This window comes from Kocuria tytonicola (genome assembly GCF_003687455.1).
In the GTDB taxonomy this organism is placed as follows: domain Bacteria; phylum Actinomycetota; class Actinomycetes; order Actinomycetales; family Micrococcaceae; genus Kocuria; species Kocuria tytonicola.
This window is the reverse complement of record NZ_PHOA01000014.1, coordinates 16,152-32,709: the sequence shown is the minus strand read 5'-3', so window position 1 is coordinate 32,709 and position 16,558 is coordinate 16,152. Positions and strand designations below refer to the sequence as shown.

Genomic DNA, 16,558 nt, shown 5'->3' with positions numbered 1-16,558 from the left:
CCGCCCCACGATCCGACGCCCGGCGCCCCGCGCTCCGGGAAGCCCTCCCACCCCCGCGGCGGGAACGACACCGCCCGGGTCCGGTTCGCCGCCGTGGCCGCCGCTCTCGCGGTCCTTGCCTCCGCCCTCGTGAACAGGGACGTGCTCGCCACGTGGCTGGGCGTCGCCCTGGCCGTGGCCGGGGTGGTCATGGGCATCGTGGCCCTCGTCCGCGCCCGCGGGGCCACGTCACGGGGCCTCGTCATCGCCCTCGGGGTGATCGCCGTCCTGTGGGGCACCCTCAACACCCTGGGCGGGGCAAGCCGTCTGCTCGTGTGGCCCGCCACGCAGGCCTACCAGGAGTGCACCGACGGCGCACTGACCCTCGCATCCCAGCAGCACTGCCAGCAGCAGCTCAACGACAACGTCTTCAACCAGGTGGGCGGGCGGCCCCTGGAGACCGGCGGCCCCTCCGCGGACCCCACGGCCGCGGAGTCCTCGAGTGCCTCCCCCGGTGCCTCCGGCAGCGAGAGCCCGTCCGGAACCGGCAGTGCAAGCCCCTCCCGAGCAGCCTCCACGGGGGCGTCCGCTCCCGCCTCGGCATCCCCCAGCGGGAGCACCACGCCCTCGCGCTGAACTGGCCGGGCGACGCCACCCGCCCCGGGCCGCCGTCGCTCAGCGCTCGTTCTCGCGGTCCAGCGCCGCCAGCCGCGCCGCCTTGCGCTTCGCGGAGCGCCGCTCCGCACGACGTCGCCTGGCCTCCTCCCGCCGGGAGAGCCCGTGCCCCGTGCCCGGCTCTTCGGCGGCGGGACGCGTCAACCGCGTGGAGCCGGAACCCCGCGGGCCAACGGAGAGGGGCCTGACCCCTCCGGTCCTGGCGGACCCGGAGGTCTCGGCGCCACGGCTCGCGCGGGTCGGCTCCGGTGCGGAGAGCTCTCCTGCGGCGGCACCCGCCCCGGGCGAGCGCGACGGCTCCACGCGGACGGCAGCGGGCGCCGTCTCCTCCCGGGACGTGCGCCCACCGGCGGCGTGCGCGGCCACGGGCGGCGCGGCGTCGTCGTCGGAGTCCTGCCACGTGTGGGAGCGGTAGCCCTCGCGCTCGAGCCACGGCCCCACGAGGTAGCCCACCGCCGCACCCACGGCGAGTTCGGCGCCCAGCCACAGGAACACCTCCCCGGCGTGGGGACCGATGTCCGTGAGCCGGCCGATGCCGAGCGAGCCGTGGGACAGCCACGTCAGCACCGCGACGATGCCGGAGCCGACCGCGGCGATGAACACCACGGTGAGAAGGGTGGAGAGCAGGAACGTGAACCAGCGCAGGGGCAGGCGGATGGCCATCCAGTCGTCCAGGTGGTTCTCCCCCTCGCGGCAGAACCACCAGCCCGCGAGCAGCCCGGCGAGCACGGGCAGCGCGAGAACGGCGGGCGCGAAGGTCCACGGGTCACCGGCGGGCAGAGCCGCGAGGGCGGGGAACTGCGGCAGCGGGCCCATTGTGGTCTGGAACGGCGACGTGAGGGTCCCGGACCCCACCGCGAAGCCGGCGCCGGAGGCCCACGCGAGGGCCCAGAGCACCATGTTGGGGAGGAAGCCGAACTGCAGGGCGGTGAGCGCGGTGTCCCCCGCGGTCCCCGTGCCGAGATCCTGGTACACGGTCACGATGCCGCCCCAGCTCCCCGCGAGCGCCACGACGAGCAGCAGCGCACCTCCCGCCACGGCCGCGGCGGCCGCGAGGGATCCCGCGCGGATCACGGCCCACACGTAGGAGCCCGCCCAGCGCGAGTACTGGCTCGTGCGCTGCAGCCAGGAGGCGGCATCCGTCCCGAGGACCGCTGCCAGCGAGCGCGAGACGCTCCAGCCGCCCACGAGTGCCCCCAGGCCCACGGGCAGCAGGGAGCACAGTGCCGCGGAGAGCAGGTCCACGGACACCTGGTCCGTGCGGGAGACCAGTGCCACCACCGCGGCGAGGAGCGCGTACGCCACCATGCCCGCGCAGAACGGCACGAGGAACTGCCCGCGCCAGCAGGCCCGCGCGATCCGCCGCCCGGCGACCACGGCGAGCGCGAACGGGATCAGCGTGAGACCGAGCGGCACCAGGGTGACGGTGCCACCGCCGTCCAGGGGCAGCCCCTCGGCGGCCCGCACGTCCAGGGGCGTGCCGTGCGCGAGCAGCCAGCCGAGCCCGGCCAGCCGGAGGCTGCCGCCGGCGCCGAGCGTCGCGAAGCCCCCGGCCACCCAGACCGCGCCCAGCAGCAGAGCGCCGAGCAGCAGGCCCACCAGACCCACCGCGAGCATCTCGACGACGCCCTGCAGGGCCAGGGGCATGGGCAGCCCGGCGTCGTCGCGCTGCACCGCGGGGGGCTTCGCGGCGGGAGACGTCGCGGTGGCGGGCTGCGTGACGGAGCGTCGCGCCCCGGCGCCCCGTGCGCCGTCGTCCCCCCTGCCGAAATCCCCCGTATTGGAGCCTGGTGCGCCGCCCGGGGGGAGCCGTCCGGGTTCCCGCCGGTCGTCTGGGGCGGAACCGTCCGCGGCGGAGGAGCCGCGCGCTCGCCATCGGTCGCGTACGCCCGTGATCGCACCGGGCACTGAGGGAAGTTTCATCACGCTCATCTTTCCACGTCCGGGCGGCCGCGGCCCGCAGCGCTGTTCGTCCGGACTTCACCCGCAGGACACCGGCGCGTGACGCCGCGGTGGGGCACGGGCGCCAGGGTGGAGGCGTGAGAATCGCACTGGTTGCCGAACAGTTCCTCCCCCACGTCAACGGCGTCACCCACTCCGTGATCCGCGTCCTGGAACACCTGCGCGACCACGGCCACGAGGCCATGGTGATCGCTCCTTCCTACGAGAAGACCCTCTTCCTGGGCTCCGTGGACCACGTGGACGGCGTGCGTGTGGAGCGCATTCCCTCCCTCCCGCTCGCCGGGTACCCGGAGGTGCGCGTCGCAAGCTGCACCGTGAACCGGATGCAGCGCATCCTGGCGCGCTTCGCGCCGGACGTGGTCCACGTGGCCTCCCCCTTCATCCTGGGCTGGCAGGCCATCCAGGCCGCCAAGGGCCTGGGTCTGCCGTGCGTGGCCGTCTACCAGACGGACGTCCCCGGCTACGCCGCGCGCTACGGCGCCGCGCTCCTGGAGAAGAGCATGTGGTCCCACGTGCGCACCATGCACAACAGCGCCACCCTCACCCTGGCCCCCTCCACGGCGTCCATCGCCTCCCTGCACGAGCACGGGGTGCAGCGGGTCCACACGTGGCGCCGCGGCGTGGACACCGTCCGCTTCAGCCCGGACCGGCGCGACGACGCGTGGCGCGATCGGGTGGGCGGCGGCCGGCGGATCGTCGGGTACGTGGGGCGGCTCGCTCCGGAGAAGCAGGTGGCGGACCTCGTGGTCCTGGACTCCCTGCCGGACACCCAGCTCGTGGTGGTGGGCTCCGGCCCCCAGAAGGAGTCGCTGCGTGCGCTGCTCCCCCACGCCCACTTCGAGGGGTTCCTCTCCGGCACCGAGCTGGCCACGGTCATGGCCTCCCTGGACGTGTTCGTCCACCCCGGCGAGCACGAGACGTTCTGCCAGACCATCCAGGAGGCCATGGCCTGCGCGGTCCCCGTGGTGGCCGTGGGCCGCGGCGGCCCGCTGGACCTCGTGGACTCCTCCCGCAACGGCTGGCTCTACCGCCCCGGGGACACCGAGGCCCTGCGGGATCGGGTGCGGGACCTCGTGGGCGACGACGCCAAGCGTCTCGCGTTCGCGCGCACGGCCCACCGGACGGTGCAGACCCGCACGTGGGACGCCGTGTGCGACCAGCTCGTGGAGCACTACGGGCGAGCGGCCCGCGTGAACTCCCGCACGAACGGGGCACGGCGGACGGGGCTGGGCGCCCGCTGACCGGACGGCCCGGGCCACCAGGCTCCGTTGGTTAAGTTTTGATGACATTCCCGGCCGGTCCCTGGCTCGCACCGGGCAGCGCTGACTAGGCTCGAACCACCTTCACGAGATGCGCCTGCGCGCGGGCCACCGGCCCGCGCGTTCACCCGAGCTCCAACTCGGCGCACGCCAACCCTCGGTTCAGGGGTGGTTTGGATGACGAAGTGGCCGATTCACGCGCGTGATTCCGGCAAGCGACCAGAAGAAGTCAGAGGCCACGGAAGATGAACAGCACAGCACAGCGACCCCCGTCCACCCAGCGGACGAGCCCCGACTCCCGAGAGCAGTGGGTGGACGTGACCGTCCACGCGGACACCGCGCACCACCTCGTGTCCCTCACGGAGCCCGACGGCCAGCAGCACCAGTACGCCACGGACGACGTCCGTGCGGTCGCCGCGGCCGCGCGGCACACCCGCGGGCGGGGCCAGTGGTGCGCCAAGTACCGCAGGCTCCTGGTCCCCGGGGCCTCCGGCGTCACCGGCGGGATGTCCTTCTACAAGCTGGAGCCGCTCTCCGCCTGAGCGCCTCGGCGCTCCCCGGCACCGGGGCAGACCGGTCCGGAGCACGACGACGCCCGGCACCTCACGGTGCCGGGCGTCGTCGTGCCTGGGCCGAGGGCTACTGCTGCCCGGCCCCGTGGTCCGCCGCGATCAGCTCCGCGGCCCGCTCACCGATCATGTAGACGGTGATGTTGGGGTTCACGGTCACGAGCTCCGGCATGACGGAGGCATCCGCCACGCGCAGCCCGCTCACACCCTTGACCCGCAGCTGCGGGTCCAGGGGCGAGTCCGCGTCCTCCACCGGACCCATGCGGCACGAGCCCGCCGGGTGGTACACGGTGTTGTGGGTGCGGCGGATGTAGTCCGCGATCTCCTCGTCGCTCTGCACGTCCTCCCCGGGGAACAGCTCCCTGCCGGCCCACTCGGACATGCCCTGCTGCGCCACGATCTCCCGCGCGCGGCGGATGCCCGCCGTCATGATGCGCATGTCGTAGCCCTCGGGATCCGTGAAGTAGCGGGGATCCACACGGGGCTTGTCCCGGAAGTCACGCGTGCGCAGCCGCACGGTGCCGCGGGAGCGGGCGTGGGTCACGTTCGGGGTCAGGCAGAACGCGTTGTCCGCCGTGGGATAGCCCTGGCGGTAGGTGTGCATGTCGAAGTTCACGCTGCCGTAGTGCATCATCAGATCCGGGCGGTCCAGGCCCTCGTCCACCTGGTCGAACACGCCGATCTCCCACCACTGGGTGGTGTCCTCCACCATGGGCTTCTTCGCCTCCCACTGGATCACCGCCTCCGGGTGGTCCTGCAGGTGCGAGCCCACGCCCGGGGAGTCCACCAGGACGTCCACGCCCACCTCGCAGAGGTGCTCGGCGGGGCCGATGCCGGAGAGCATGAGCAGCTTGGGGGTGTCGACCGCCCCGGCGGAGACGACCACCTCGCGGCGCGCGGAGATCACGTGGGCCTTGCCGAACGCGTTGTCCGTGACCTCCACACCGGTGGCGCGGAGGTCCTCGTCGAAGAGCACCCGCTTGACCTGGGTGCCCGTGAGGATCGAGAGGTTCTCACGGTCCTGCGCGGGGTGCAGGTAGCTCACGGATGAGGAGGAGCGCGTGCCGTCCTCTCGGGCGCTGATCTGGAAGAAGCTCGCGCCCTGTGTCACGGTCTTGCCCGTGTTGAAGTCCGCGCGCGGGATCCCGGCCTGCTCGGCCGCCTCCAGCAGGGCGACGCCGCTCGGGTCCGCCGGCGGCACGTTGCGCAGCCGCACGGGGCCGTCGTGGCCGTGGTGGGCGCCCGGGTCCTCGTTGTTCTCCAGCTTCTGGTACAGCCGGAACGCCAGCTCGGAGTTCCAGCCCTGCGCCCCGTGCTTGGACTCCCACTCGTCCAGGTCCTCGCTCGGCGCCCAGAACGCGATGCAGGAGTTGTGGGACGAGCAGCCGCCCAGCACCTTGGCACGGGCCATGCGCATGAAGGAGTTGCCGTTCTCCTGCTCCTCCAGCGGGTAGTCCCAGTCGTGGCCGGACTCCAGCAGCTCCATCCAGCGGTTGAGCTGCAGCACCTCGGGGTACCCGGCGTCGTGGTCGCCGGCCTCCAGCAGGGCCACGGACACGCTCGGATCCTCGCTCAGGCGCGCGGCGACCACGGCGCCGGCGGAGCCAGCCCCCACCACCACGTAGTCGTACTCGGCCAGGGTGTTCTTCTCGCTCATGTCTTCTCCCTTCGTCGGGGTGTGCGACGCCGCCCGCGCCCGTCCGTGTGCTACGAACGGGACGGGCGCGGCGTCGTCGGCCGGTGCGCCGGGGCGGGCCCGGCGCGGTGGTGCGCCGCGCTCAGTGCTGCGCGAACCACCCGGTGACGGCCGGTCGGACGTTCTGGTAGACGTGCTTGGTCTCCTGGTACTCCCCCAGCCCGTCGTGGCCCAGCTCGCGGCCCACGCCGGACTGCTTCATGCCGCCCCACTCCGCCTGCGGCAGGTAGGGGTGGAAGTCGTTGATCCACACGGTGCCGTGGCGCAGCTTCCCGGCCACCCGCTGGGACTTGCCCGAGTCCTGGCTCCACACGGCGCCGGCCAGGCCGTAGTACGTGTCGTTGGCGATCGCCACGGCCTCCTCCTCGGTGCGGAAGGTCTCCACGGTCACGGTGGGGCCGAAGGCCTCGTCGTGCACGCAGTCCATGTCCGGGGTGCACTCGTCGATCACCGTGGGCAGGTAGAAGCAGCCGTTCTCGAGCTGCAGCGTTCCGTCCGCGGAGGGCCCCTCGGCGAAGCGGCCGCCGCAGCGGATGCGCGCACCCTGCTCGCGGGCACGCTCCACGTAGGCGTGCACCTTGTCCCGGTGCGCCTCGGAGATCAGCGCGCCGGTCTCGGCCTTCTCGTCGAACGGGCCGCCCAGCAGGATGGCCTCCGCGCGCGCCGCGAGATCGCTCACGAACTTCTCCGCGATGGACTCCTCCACCACCAGCCGCGCTCCGGCGGAGCAGACCTGCCCCGAGTGCACGAACGCGGCGTTCAGGGCGTTGTCCAGCGCGGCGTCGTAGTCCGCGTCCGCGAAGACGACGTTGGGGTTCTTGCCGCCCAGCTCGAGGGCCACCTTCTTGACGGTGGCCGCGGCCTCGCGGGCGACCACACGGCCGGTCACGAGCCCGCCGGTGAAGGACACGAGGTCCACGCGGGGGTCGGAGGACAGCGGCGCGCCGGCCTCCGCCCCGGCACCCAGCACGAGGTTGGCCACACCCGCGGGCAGCCCCAGCTCCTCGAGCACCTGCATCATGAGGATGGCCGTGTGGGGCGTGAGCTCGGCCGGCTTGAGCACGAACGTGTTGCCCGCCGCGAGCGCGGGTGCGATCTTCCACGCGGCCTGCAGCAGCGGGTAGTTCCACGGGGTGATGAGACCGCACACACCCACGGGCTCGTGGACCACGCGGCTGACCACGTCCGGGTTCCCGGCGTCCACCACGCGGCCCGCGTCCTGCGCGGCGATCCTGCCGAAGTGCTCGAAGCAGTCCGCGATGTCCGAGATGTCCTGGCGGGACTCGTCCATGCGCTTGCCGGTGTCCAGGGACTCGGCGCGGGCGAACTCCTCGGCGCGCTCGCGCAGCAGGGCGGCCACGCGCAGCAGGAAGCCGCCGCGCTCCCCCGCGGGGACGTCCGACCAGCGGCCGTCGTCGAAGGCCACGCGGGCCGCGCCGATCGCGCGCTCGGTGTCCTCGCGGGTGGCCTCGGCGACGACGGCCACCTCGGTGCCGTCCGCGGGGCAGGTGATGGTGCGGGTGCCGCCCTGCAGGGCGGGGACCCACTGGCCGTCGATGTACAGCGTGCTGCTCACGGTGTGTCCTCCTTGTTCGGTGCGGTCTCGGCCCACATCCCCGTCTCGGTCGTGGGAAGGCCGATCTGGGTGCTGCCGGGGTGCTCGTGGTTGAGCCGGATGAATTCCAGGTGGCGCTCGTAGCAGTCGAGCGCGTCGTTGATGAGCTGCTCGGACGTGTACCCCAGCACGTCGTAGCCCAGTGAGCCGGTGGCCGTGAAGACCTCCAGCCGGAAGTACCGGTCCGAGTCCGGGTTGGTGCGGAAGCCTCCGAACCCCGGGGTGGGGAACGCCACGGGGTGCACCCGGTACAGGAAGTCCCGCTCGGGGGCGAGGTCCACGTGCAGGCTGGTCTGCTGCAGCCCGGGGTCCTCCTCCACCGGCGTGGTCGCCACGGTGACCGCGACCCCGGAACCGCGGATCTCCGCCGCGAGCGTCTCGAGTGCCGGCGCCGCCACGTCCTTCACGTAGCGCTGCGCGGCGCGGGGACCCGGGTACGAGCCCAGGCGGGAGAGCCGCGAGCGCCAGTGCGTGTCCCGGCCGGTGCGCCCTGCCACGGCGGAGCGGCTGGCCACGGCGCCGGAGGCCGCGGTGCTGACCTCCACCTGCAGGGCCCGCCACAGTCCCACCATGATGAGGTACATGACCACCGAGAACGGCAGTCCCATGACGAGCGTGGCGTTCTGCAGCGTGGTCACACCGCCCACCAGCAGCATGGCCAGCGTCAGCACGCCCGTGCTCACGGCCCAGAGCACGCGCAGCCACTTGGGGCCGTCCTGGTTGGGGTCGTCGATCTTGGAGGTGAAGTTGCTCATCACGAGCGCGCCGGAGTCCGCGGACGTCACGTAGAACAGCAGACCGGTGAACGTGGCGATCGAGGCGGCCACCGTGGCGCCGGGGTACTGCTCCAGCAGGGAGTAGAAGGCCCGCTCGGGGGTGTTCATGGCCACGTCGCCGAACTCCGTGTTGCCGCCCACCACGATGTCCAGGGCGGAGTTCCCGAAGATCGAGATCCACAGCAGGATGAACGCGAACGGGACCGTCATGGTGCCCACCACGAACTGGCGCAGCGTGCGGCCGCGGGAGATGCGCGCCAGGAAGAGCCCCACGAAGGGCGCCCACGCGATCCACCAGGCCCAGAAGAACAGGGTCCACGTGCTCATCCACTCCTGGGGCGCCTCGAACGCGAACGTGTTCAGGGTCATCCCCGGGAAGCGGGCGACGAAGTCCCCGATGTTCATCACGATCGAGTCCAGCAGGAACGCCGTGCGCCCCGCCACCAGCACGTAGAGCATGAGGCCGATGGCCAGGACGATGTTCAGCTCGGACAACCGCCGGATGCCCTTGTCCACCCCGGAGACGCACGAGACCACGGCCATGCCCACGCCCACGGCGATCAGCGCGGACTGCACCGCAAGGTTCTCGGGCACACCGAACAGGGTCTTGAGCCCGTAGTTCAACTGCACCACACCGATGCCCAGGGAGGTGGCCACCCCGAACACGGTGCCGAGCAGCGCTGCGGTGTCCACGGCGTCGCCCGCGGCCCCGTGGATACGCTTGCCGAGCAGGGGGTACAGCGCGGAGCGGATGCTCAGGGGCATCCCGAAGCGGTACGCGAAGTACCCGAAGGCCATGCCCATGAGGGCGTACATGGCCCACCCGGTGATGCCGTAGTGGAACAGGGTCCACACCACGGCCTGGCGGGCGGCCTCCAGGTTCTGACCGTCCCCGGAGGGCGGGGCGAAGTACTGGCTCACCGGTTCGGAGACCGAGAAGAACATGAGGTCCACGCCGATGCCGGCCGCGAAGAGCATGGCCGTCCACGTGAACATGTTGAACTGCGGGCGGGCGTGGTCCGGTCCCATCCGCACGGAGCCACCGCGGCTCACCGCCACCGCGATCACGAACACGAACACGATCACCAGGGTGGCGGTGAGGACGTAGAACCAGCCCAGCTGGGAGGCGACCCACGCCACCACACCGCCGATCACGGCGTCGGCCTGTTCCGGGGCCGCGATGGCCCACGCGGAGAGCCCCACGATGACCGTGGCGGCCGCGATCAGCACGCGCCAGTTCACCGGCAGCTTGACCGTCGTGCTCGGGGAGGCGGAACCGTCCAGGGCTGCCGAGGCGTCGGCGGCCCCCGGGGATCCGGGTGCCGCGGTGGAGGTGGCGTCGGTCGCTGCTCGGGGCGAGGACCCTGCACGCTCGGGCGGTGTGGACGGGGACTGGCTCATGGGAGCTTCGCTTCGCTGGGCCGGACGAGGGCGACCCGGGGTCGAGACGTCGTATTACCACTCGGTAGTCCTTGGCGGCCCTCCCACTGTAGGGAGGACGGCGGCGGGGTCGCAACGCCGGCCCCGCCGCCGTCCTCTCAGCCCAGGAGCTTGGCCACGAGGGCCGCGGCGAACTCCTCGGACACGTCCCCGTAGTTGAGAGAGAAGTCCTCGTCCACGAGCGTGGGCAGCAGCCCCGAGCACAGCACCGCGGCCCGCGCGTACAGGCCCGGCAGGGCCGCACCGATCGGCACGGACAGCAGCCGCAGCTCGGGATCGTAGCTCACCAGCGGGGTGCCGGTGTCCCGGGCCACCAGGTGCTTGCCCAGACCGGAGGACACGGGACGGCAGTGCCCCGAGACCACGTTCTCCTCCGTGCGGTACGCGTAGCGCGTCTTGTGGTGGTGGTTGATCCGGTACAGCCCTGGCTGGTTGCGGTCCTCGGTGGCCTCCCAGGTGGCGTCCGCCGGCACGAAGCGCTCGGCCACCCCGTTGTACTGCATCTCGCGCAGGGGCAGACCCGCCACCACGGAGGACAGCGGCGGGAGGGTGTCCAGCATCTCGGGCCCGGCGTCGTAGACCACGTCGCACATGCCCTCGGGCAGGGACCTGCTCAGGGCGTCGAGGTCCACGTCCTGGAGCATGGTGGTCGCGTGGTCCTCGGGCGAGAGCACCACGGCCTCCCCGCCCTGTGCCGCGGTGGCGCGGGTGACCGCGTCCTCCTGCTCGGCCTTCCACCCGCCCGTGAGCAGCACGGAGCCGTCCACCAGCTGGGTGAGCGCGGGAGAGCACACCTGCCAGCGGCGCACGGTCCAGTTCTCGTCCCGGATGACCTCCAGGAAGCCGAGGGCCTGCAGGTGGCCCACGAACCACTCCTCGAAGCGCTCGGAGTCCTCCAGCTGCCGGGCCACGATCGAGAGGGTGGAGCGCTTGCCCCCGCCCAGGAACGTGAGCATGTCCTTGAACGGCGCCCAGGAGCCGGGGTACTCCCCCTCGTCCGGGCCGATGAACTGCAGGGCTTCCACCGAGCCGGTCTGGCCCACCGCGGAGAGCTTGGTGAGGCGGCCGGGATAGCGCTTGGTGAGGCCGCAGAACTTGCACCGGCCGAACACCCACGGCGCTTTGGCCTTGGGGTCCATGGGCGGCAGGACCACCTTGTGCTTGCCCGTGACCATGCAGGAGACGTCCGGGGCCTCGGGCAGCTCGTTGCTGCGCTCGGGGAACATCTGGCCCTCGGCGGACTCCCAGCCCGCGACCTCGGGGACCTCCGCGTCCGGCAACTCGCCCTCGTGCGGGTCCATGTTGTCGAACGAGCCCTGGACGTACTGCTCGGGGAGCTCGTCCCGCGTGACGGCGGTGACGGGCCAGAGGCTCTCCTCCGCCACGTGCACCATCTCGCCCTCGTAGCCGAGGGAGCGCTGGGTGATGTAGTACGACGCGTCCCGCACCCGGAACTCGAGGCGCTGCTTGACCGTGCGTCCCGCGCGCAGCACCAGCGTGTAGTCGTTGGGCTTGAGGTGCCCGTCCGCCAGCGCCAGCTCCGTGCGGCCCAGGCTCACCTGGAACGGTGGCACCCGCGACGGGGTGAGCTTGGTGCTCATGAGCTTGAACGAGTGCGGGTTGCGCCACTCGCACTCCACGAACAGGGGGTCGTCGCTGTCCGAGGTCACGGTCAGCTGCGGCGGGCGCAGTGCGGAGAAGCGCTCCACGTCCCCGGGGATCCGCAGCCCCCCGGACAGCGTCAGCGTGGGCACGAGCCGGGGCACGAGGGCCGAGAAGTTGTCGTTCACGGTCAGGGCGGGATCCCCGGCACGCAGCACCTGGACGTCGTCGAAGAGCACCCAGCCCTCGGCCACGCCGTTCTCGCCGGGGGCCACCTCGCGGTAGTCCGGGGAGGCGGAGTCGTCCAGGATGGCCCGGACCTGCTCCACCCACTCCGGCTCGTCCCGCACCATGATCCGGCAGGGCCACGCGGTGGGCACGTGGTCCACGGAGAGGAACGTGTCCGAGTAGGCGTCCTTCGCGAACACCACCACGGGCCGGGGGTTGCGGGTGAGCGTCAGCTCCCCCGCGGTGACCGTGAGCTGGCCGGAGAGCAGGGTGTCGTTGGTCATGCGCGCGCTGTACGCGGAGATCCCCAGGTAGGCGTCCCCGATGTAGTTCAGGAACATGGTGCGTGGGCCGGCCGTGGTGGCCAGGTCCACCTCACGGCCCGGGACCAGTCGCTTGGGCACCACGAAGCCCAGCTCGTACACGGGGTTGCCCACGAAGTCCGTGCCGTCCGTGAGGCACAGCCCGGGGCTGCGGGGGCCCAGGTGCCGGGAGCCGCGGGGGGCGCCCGCGGCGTCGTCGTCCGGGGCGGACTCCCACGCGGCCAGCTGCGCGAGCGCCACCTGCAGGGCGGGGTCACGGGTGAGCGGGTTGGACCAGATGCTGCGCATGGACTTGGAGACGTCCGTGTCCGCGATGTCCAGCCAGAAGTCGATGTAGATTCCCAGCTCCTGCGCGCTCATCCCCTGCGCGGTGGTCAGCTCGAGGTCCTCGAACATCTGGTGCAGCTGCCGCAGCTCGGAGGGGCCGAACAGGGTCTGGGAGAGCGCCAGGCCCACGGGCCGGTGGTTCACGGCGTAGGCCGAGGGCAGGCCCAGCTGGCCGTCGAAGGCCTCGAGCCAGTAGCGCAGCGCGTCCCAGTAGGTCTCGGTGTCCTTGCGCACGGCGCTCTCGAGCGCCTTGACGTTCTCCTGCCCGGCCTGCAGCAGCACGGCCAGCGGGAGGTAGAACGTGGAGACGGACTTTTTGCCGGTGCGCGCCGCGAGCGCGGACATGTGGCGTCCGGCCAGGGACAGCAGTGCGAGCAGCGCCACGATGGGCGGGGGACCGATCTTGGTGAGGTCCTCCAGCTGGCGCCGGGACATCCGGTACCAGACCTCGGTGAGCTTGTTGAACGCGTCGAAGAGCGAGCGGCGGGAGCCGTCTGTCACGAGCAGCGGGGTCACCGAGTCCGCGAGCGCCCGCAGGGTGGACGGACCGTCCAGGCCGAACTCCGAGCCGATCTGCTCGAGCATCCTCTCGTCCAGGTCCAGGTGGACCAGTTCCCCCGCCACGCGGGGCCCGAAGAAGGCCCGCGCCACGGCGTCGTTCCAACGCAGGTACTCGACTTCCTGGGGTCCGGATGCAATCGCGTGGTCTCCTGTGTGGAAACCGGCAGCGTCAGCCACAAATCCTCCGTCTGCGCCGAGGGGCGCTCTTGGTCGTCTCAGTCCCTCCCGAGTATAAGTTCCCGCGGCGTGCCCGTCCCACGGCCCCCGTGTCCCCCGTGTGCCGGACGAGCCCGTGCGCGCCGGGCCTGCCCGCCGACGACGACGCGTCCGCCGCCACCGGGTTCTCCTCCGGCGCCGGGTCCGACAGTGCCGCTCCTGGGGCAACGTGTCCGACGCCGCCGCTGCGCCGGGCCTTTGCCGGCAGCACCTGCCCGTGTCCGGGCCGAACGGTACGGTAGACGCCATGGATGGTGCTGCGCAGTTCCCGGACGCCCGTGTGCCGGGCGAGGGCCCGGACTGGCGCAGCGAACTCTCCCGGATCGTGCCGGGCTCCGGTGCCGAGCGGGTGGTGGCGGACCCCGATTCCGGACCGGCCGTGGCACTCGAGATGGACCTCGCCCGGGTGCAGAACCGCTCCCCCAGGGCGTGGCGGACATCACCCGAGGAGACCCCGCTGACGCTCACCGCGCGCCCGGTGCTGCGTGGGCGGCGTGGCTGGGTCCACACCGGGATCGACTGGGGCAACCTCGCCACCCACGCCCGCAGCGGTGCGCTGGACCCGGAGCAGCTCGACTGGTTCGAGGAGCTTCGGGCCCTGTCCGAGTCGCACCGCGGCAGCTACGCCGCCGACCGGCACCAGCTGCACGTGGAGCGCTACACCTCCCCGCTGCTGTGGCCTATTCTCTCCCGTGCGGCGACACTGGGGATTCCCCTGGTCTCCCGCGGCACCGGGGCCCCCGTGGTCCTGGACCGGGACGGACGCTTCGAGGTCCGTGTGGAGGCCGGGGAGCACGGGGCGCTCTGCCTGCGTCCCCAGCTGATCGTGGGCGAGGAGGAGATCCCCCTGCGCTGGGCCCGGATCATCGGTCAGCCCGGGCACGGGCTCTTCCACCCCGAGGCCACCCCGGAGGCGCTGGAGTCCGCGGAGGACCTCAACAGGTTCCCGCTGCACCTCGTGGTGCTGGGAACCCGTCTGAACCAGCAGCAGCGCTCGTTCCTGGACCGGGCGGAGTCCCTCACCGTACCCCGGGACGGCGTGGAGGAGTTCTTCGAGACCTACTTCCCGCGGCTGCACCAGAGCATGCACGTGACGGCAGAAGAGGACTCCCTGGTCCTGCCGCAGGTCGCGGACCCGGAGTTCGTGCTGACCGTGCACCACGACGACCTCACCGAGCGCGTGGAGTGGGAGTGGGAGTACCAGAAGGGCCGGGAGCGGGTGCGCCTGCCGTTCCGTCCGCTGGACCCGCTGGGGGACGAACCCGTGGCGAGGGAGTCCCGGTGGGAGTCCTCCATGGTCCAGGCCGTCCAGCGCCGGGTTCCGGAGCTGGACTTCAAGCGCAGCTCCTACGCCGCGGAGGACGCGCTCGTGCTGCTGCGCACGTGGTTGCCGCAGCTGCGACGGATCCCGGATCTGCGCATCGAGGAGACGGGCGGTTCCCCCGCCTACCGGGAGGTCGCGGACCCCACCGAGATCACGGTGTCCACGGCCCCCACCGAGCACCACGACTGGTTCGGCCTGGGGGTGACCGTGAAGGTCGGGGAGCACTACGTCCCGTTCTCCGAGATCTTCCAGGCCCTGGACCGCGGCCAGGACGTGATGCTGCTGCGGGACGGCTCCTACTTCTCCCTGGACCGCCCCGAGTTCGTGCGGCTGCGCACCCTGATCGCGGAGGCGCGGACGCTGCAGGAGGACAGGCACGCCCCGCTCGCGCTGAACCGGTACCAGACGAGCCTCTGGGAGCAGTTCGAGGAGCTGGCCACCGACACCCAGCAGGCCGAGCGCTGGCGGGAGGGTGTCCGGGCCCTCGCGCACCTGGAGGAGGTCCCCTCCCCACCCGTGCCCGCCGAGCTGCAGGCCACGCTGCGCCCGTACCAGTACGAGGGCTACCGGTGGCTCACCTTCCTGTGGGAGCACGAGCTCGGCGGGGTGCTCGCGGACGACATGGGCCTGGGCAAGACCGTGCAGACCATTGCCGCGATGCTGCGGGCCACGGCACGGGACCCGCAGCTTCCGCCCTACCTGGTGATCGCCCCCACCTCCGTGGTGGCCAACTGGTCCGCCGAGCTGCGCCGCTTCGCACCCTCCCTGGACGTGACGGTGCTGGACTCCACCAAGGACTCCGCGGCGGGCGCCGCACGCTCCTCCCACGTGGTGCTGACCTCCTACGCCCTGCTGCGCCTTGATGCGGAGGCCTACCAGTCCGTGGAGTGGGCCGGCGTGGTCATGGACGAGGCGCAGTTCGTGAAGAACCCCCGCACCAAGGCGTACCGCGCCGTGAAGAACCTGCGTGCCCGCACCTCCCTGGCCATCACGGGCACCCCCATGGAGAACAGCCTCTCGGAGCTGTGGTCCCTGCTCTCCCTCACCGCCCCCGGCCTGTTCCCGTCCCGGAAGCGCTTCACCGAGCACTACCAGCGCCCCATCGAGCGCGCCATGGACTCGGACGCGCTGGCACGGCTGCGCGCCCGGATGAAGCCGTTCATGCTGCGGCGCACCAAGGCGGACGTGGACCTGCAGCTGCCGCCCAAGCTCGAGCACGTGCTGCCCGTGGGTCTCAACCCGGAGCACCGCAGCGCCTACGACCGCCGGCTGCAGCGCGAGCGCGCCAAGATCCTGGGGCTGCTGCGGGACTTCGACAAGAACCGCTTCACCATCTTCCAGTCCCTCACCACGCTGCGGATGCTGGCCCTGGACCCCGCCCTGGTGGACCCCGGGTCCACGGCGTCCTCCTCCAAGCTGGACGTCCTCTTCGACCAGCTGCCCCAGCTGATCCAGGAGGGCCACCGCCCGCTCGTGTTCAGCCAGTTCACGAGCTTCCTCAAGCTCGTGGCCCGCCGTCTGGACGAGGCCGGGATCGCGTACAGCTACCTGGACGGAAGCACCAGGGACCGCGCGGGCGCCCTCGAGAAGTTTCGCAGCGGGCAGGCCCCCGTGTTCCTCGTGAGCCTCAAGGCGGGCGGCTTCGGCATCAACCTCACGGAGGCGGACTACTGCTTCCTGCTGGACCCCTGGTGGAACCCTGCCGCGGAGAACCAGGCCGTGGACCGCACGCACCGGATCGGGCAGACCCAGAAGGTCATGGTCTACCGCATGGTCGCCGAGCACACGATCGAGGAGAAGGTCATGGAGCTGAAGACCCGCAAGGCGGACCTCTTCACCGCGGTGCTCGACGACGACCGCGTGTTCTCCGCGAGCCTGGACGCCGAGGACATCCGCTCCCTGCTGGCGGTCTGAGGCTCACCCCGTTCCCATCCCCGGGGTCCTCGCCGTCACCGCGGGTCTCACCGCGTTCGGACCGGCCTGCGCCCGAGCTTTCGGCGTCCCGA

Annotated in this window: 8 protein-coding genes, 1 pseudogene and 1 riboswitch; of the genes and pseudogenes, 4 read left to right on the top strand and 5 right to left on the bottom strand. The window is 71.9% G+C overall.

The window, feature by feature from the left end; translation table 11 throughout:
* Positions 1 to 615 (top strand): annotated as a pseudogene (locus tag CWC38_RS12085) (hypothetical protein); the annotation flags it as partial.
* A gap of 39 nt (positions 616 to 654) precedes the next feature.
* On the opposite strand, the gene CWC38_RS03340 reads toward CWC38_RS12085, so the two are convergent.
* Positions 655 to 2,577, bottom strand: coding sequence for a cell division protein PerM (locus tag CWC38_RS03340; RefSeq protein ID WP_439108825.1), 1,923 nt, complete (start codon positions 2,575 to 2,577; stop codon positions 655 to 657).
* Positions 2,578 to 2,693: 116 nt separating this feature from the next.
* Here CWC38_RS03340 and CWC38_RS03335 point away from each other — a divergent pair, with 116 nt between their 5' ends.
* Positions 2,694 to 3,857, top strand: a complete 1,164-nt coding sequence (locus CWC38_RS03335) for a glycosyltransferase family 4 protein (protein ID WP_121845412.1) — start codon at positions 2,694 to 2,696, stop codon at positions 3,855 to 3,857.
* A gap of 100 nt (positions 3,858 to 3,957) precedes the next feature.
* A riboswitch (SAM riboswitch) is annotated at positions 3,958 to 4,099 on the top strand.
* A gap of 21 nt (positions 4,100 to 4,120) precedes the next feature.
* Complete coding sequence (locus CWC38_RS03330; protein WP_121845411.1) at positions 4,121 to 4,417, top strand: hypothetical protein; 297 nt, start codon at positions 4,121 to 4,123, stop codon at positions 4,415 to 4,417.
* 97 nt (positions 4,418 to 4,514) lie between these two features.
* On the opposite strand, the gene CWC38_RS03325 is transcribed toward CWC38_RS03330, so the two are convergent.
* The 4 genes from CWC38_RS03325 to CWC38_RS03310 form a co-directional block, all read right to left on the bottom strand.
* Positions 4,515 to 6,101, bottom strand: a complete 1,587-nt coding sequence (locus CWC38_RS03325; protein WP_121845410.1) for a GMC family oxidoreductase — start codon at positions 6,099 to 6,101, stop codon at positions 4,515 to 4,517.
* A gap of 121 nt (positions 6,102 to 6,222) precedes the next feature.
* The gene (locus CWC38_RS03320) at positions 6,223 to 7,716 is read right to left on the bottom strand and encodes an aldehyde dehydrogenase family protein (RefSeq protein WP_121845409.1); all 1,494 of its coding nucleotides are present in this window, start codon (positions 7,714 to 7,716) and stop codon (positions 6,223 to 6,225) included.
* Positions 7,713 to 9,932, bottom strand: a complete 2,220-nt coding sequence (betT, locus tag CWC38_RS03315) for a choline BCCT transporter BetT (protein ID WP_240625023.1) — start codon at positions 9,930 to 9,932, stop codon at positions 7,713 to 7,715. The genes CWC38_RS03320 and betT overlap by 4 nt, the downstream gene beginning before the upstream one ends.
* Positions 9,933 to 10,069: 137 nt before the next feature.
* Positions 10,070 to 13,189: a hypothetical protein gene (locus CWC38_RS03310; RefSeq protein WP_121845408.1), complete on the bottom strand. Its 3,120-nt coding sequence runs from the start codon at positions 13,187 to 13,189 to the stop codon at positions 10,070 to 10,072.
* A 286-nt stretch (positions 13,190 to 13,475) separates the two neighbouring features.
* Here CWC38_RS03310 and CWC38_RS03305 point away from each other — a divergent pair, with 286 nt between their 5' ends.
* Positions 13,476 to 16,466 carry a DEAD/DEAH box helicase gene (locus CWC38_RS03305; RefSeq protein WP_121845407.1) on the top strand — a complete coding sequence of 997 codons (2,991 nt, stop codon included), beginning with the start codon at positions 13,476 to 13,478 and terminating at the stop codon, positions 16,464 to 16,466.
* The last annotated feature ends 92 nt before the right edge of the window (positions 16,467 to 16,558 follow it).

Bases quoted from the DNA above. Each gene is read 5' to 3' on its own strand.
- CWC38_RS03305 (WP_121845407.1), top strand. From the start codon at position 13,476: ATGGATGGTGCTGCGCAGTTCCCGGACGCCCGTGTGCCGGGCGAGGGC.
- betT (WP_240625023.1), bottom strand. From the start codon at position 9,932: ATGAGCCAGTCCCCGTCCACACCGCCCGAGCGTGCAGGGTCCTCGCCC.
- CWC38_RS03340 (WP_439108825.1), bottom strand. From the start codon at position 2,577: ATGAAACTTCCCTCAGTGCCCGGTGCGATCACGGGCGTACGCGACCGA.
- CWC38_RS03330 (WP_121845411.1), top strand. From the start codon at position 4,121: ATGAACAGCACAGCACAGCGACCCCCGTCCACCCAGCGGACGAGCCCC.
- CWC38_RS03325 (WP_121845410.1), bottom strand. From the start codon at position 6,101: ATGAGCGAGAAGAACACCCTGGCCGAGTACGACTACGTGGTGGTGGGG.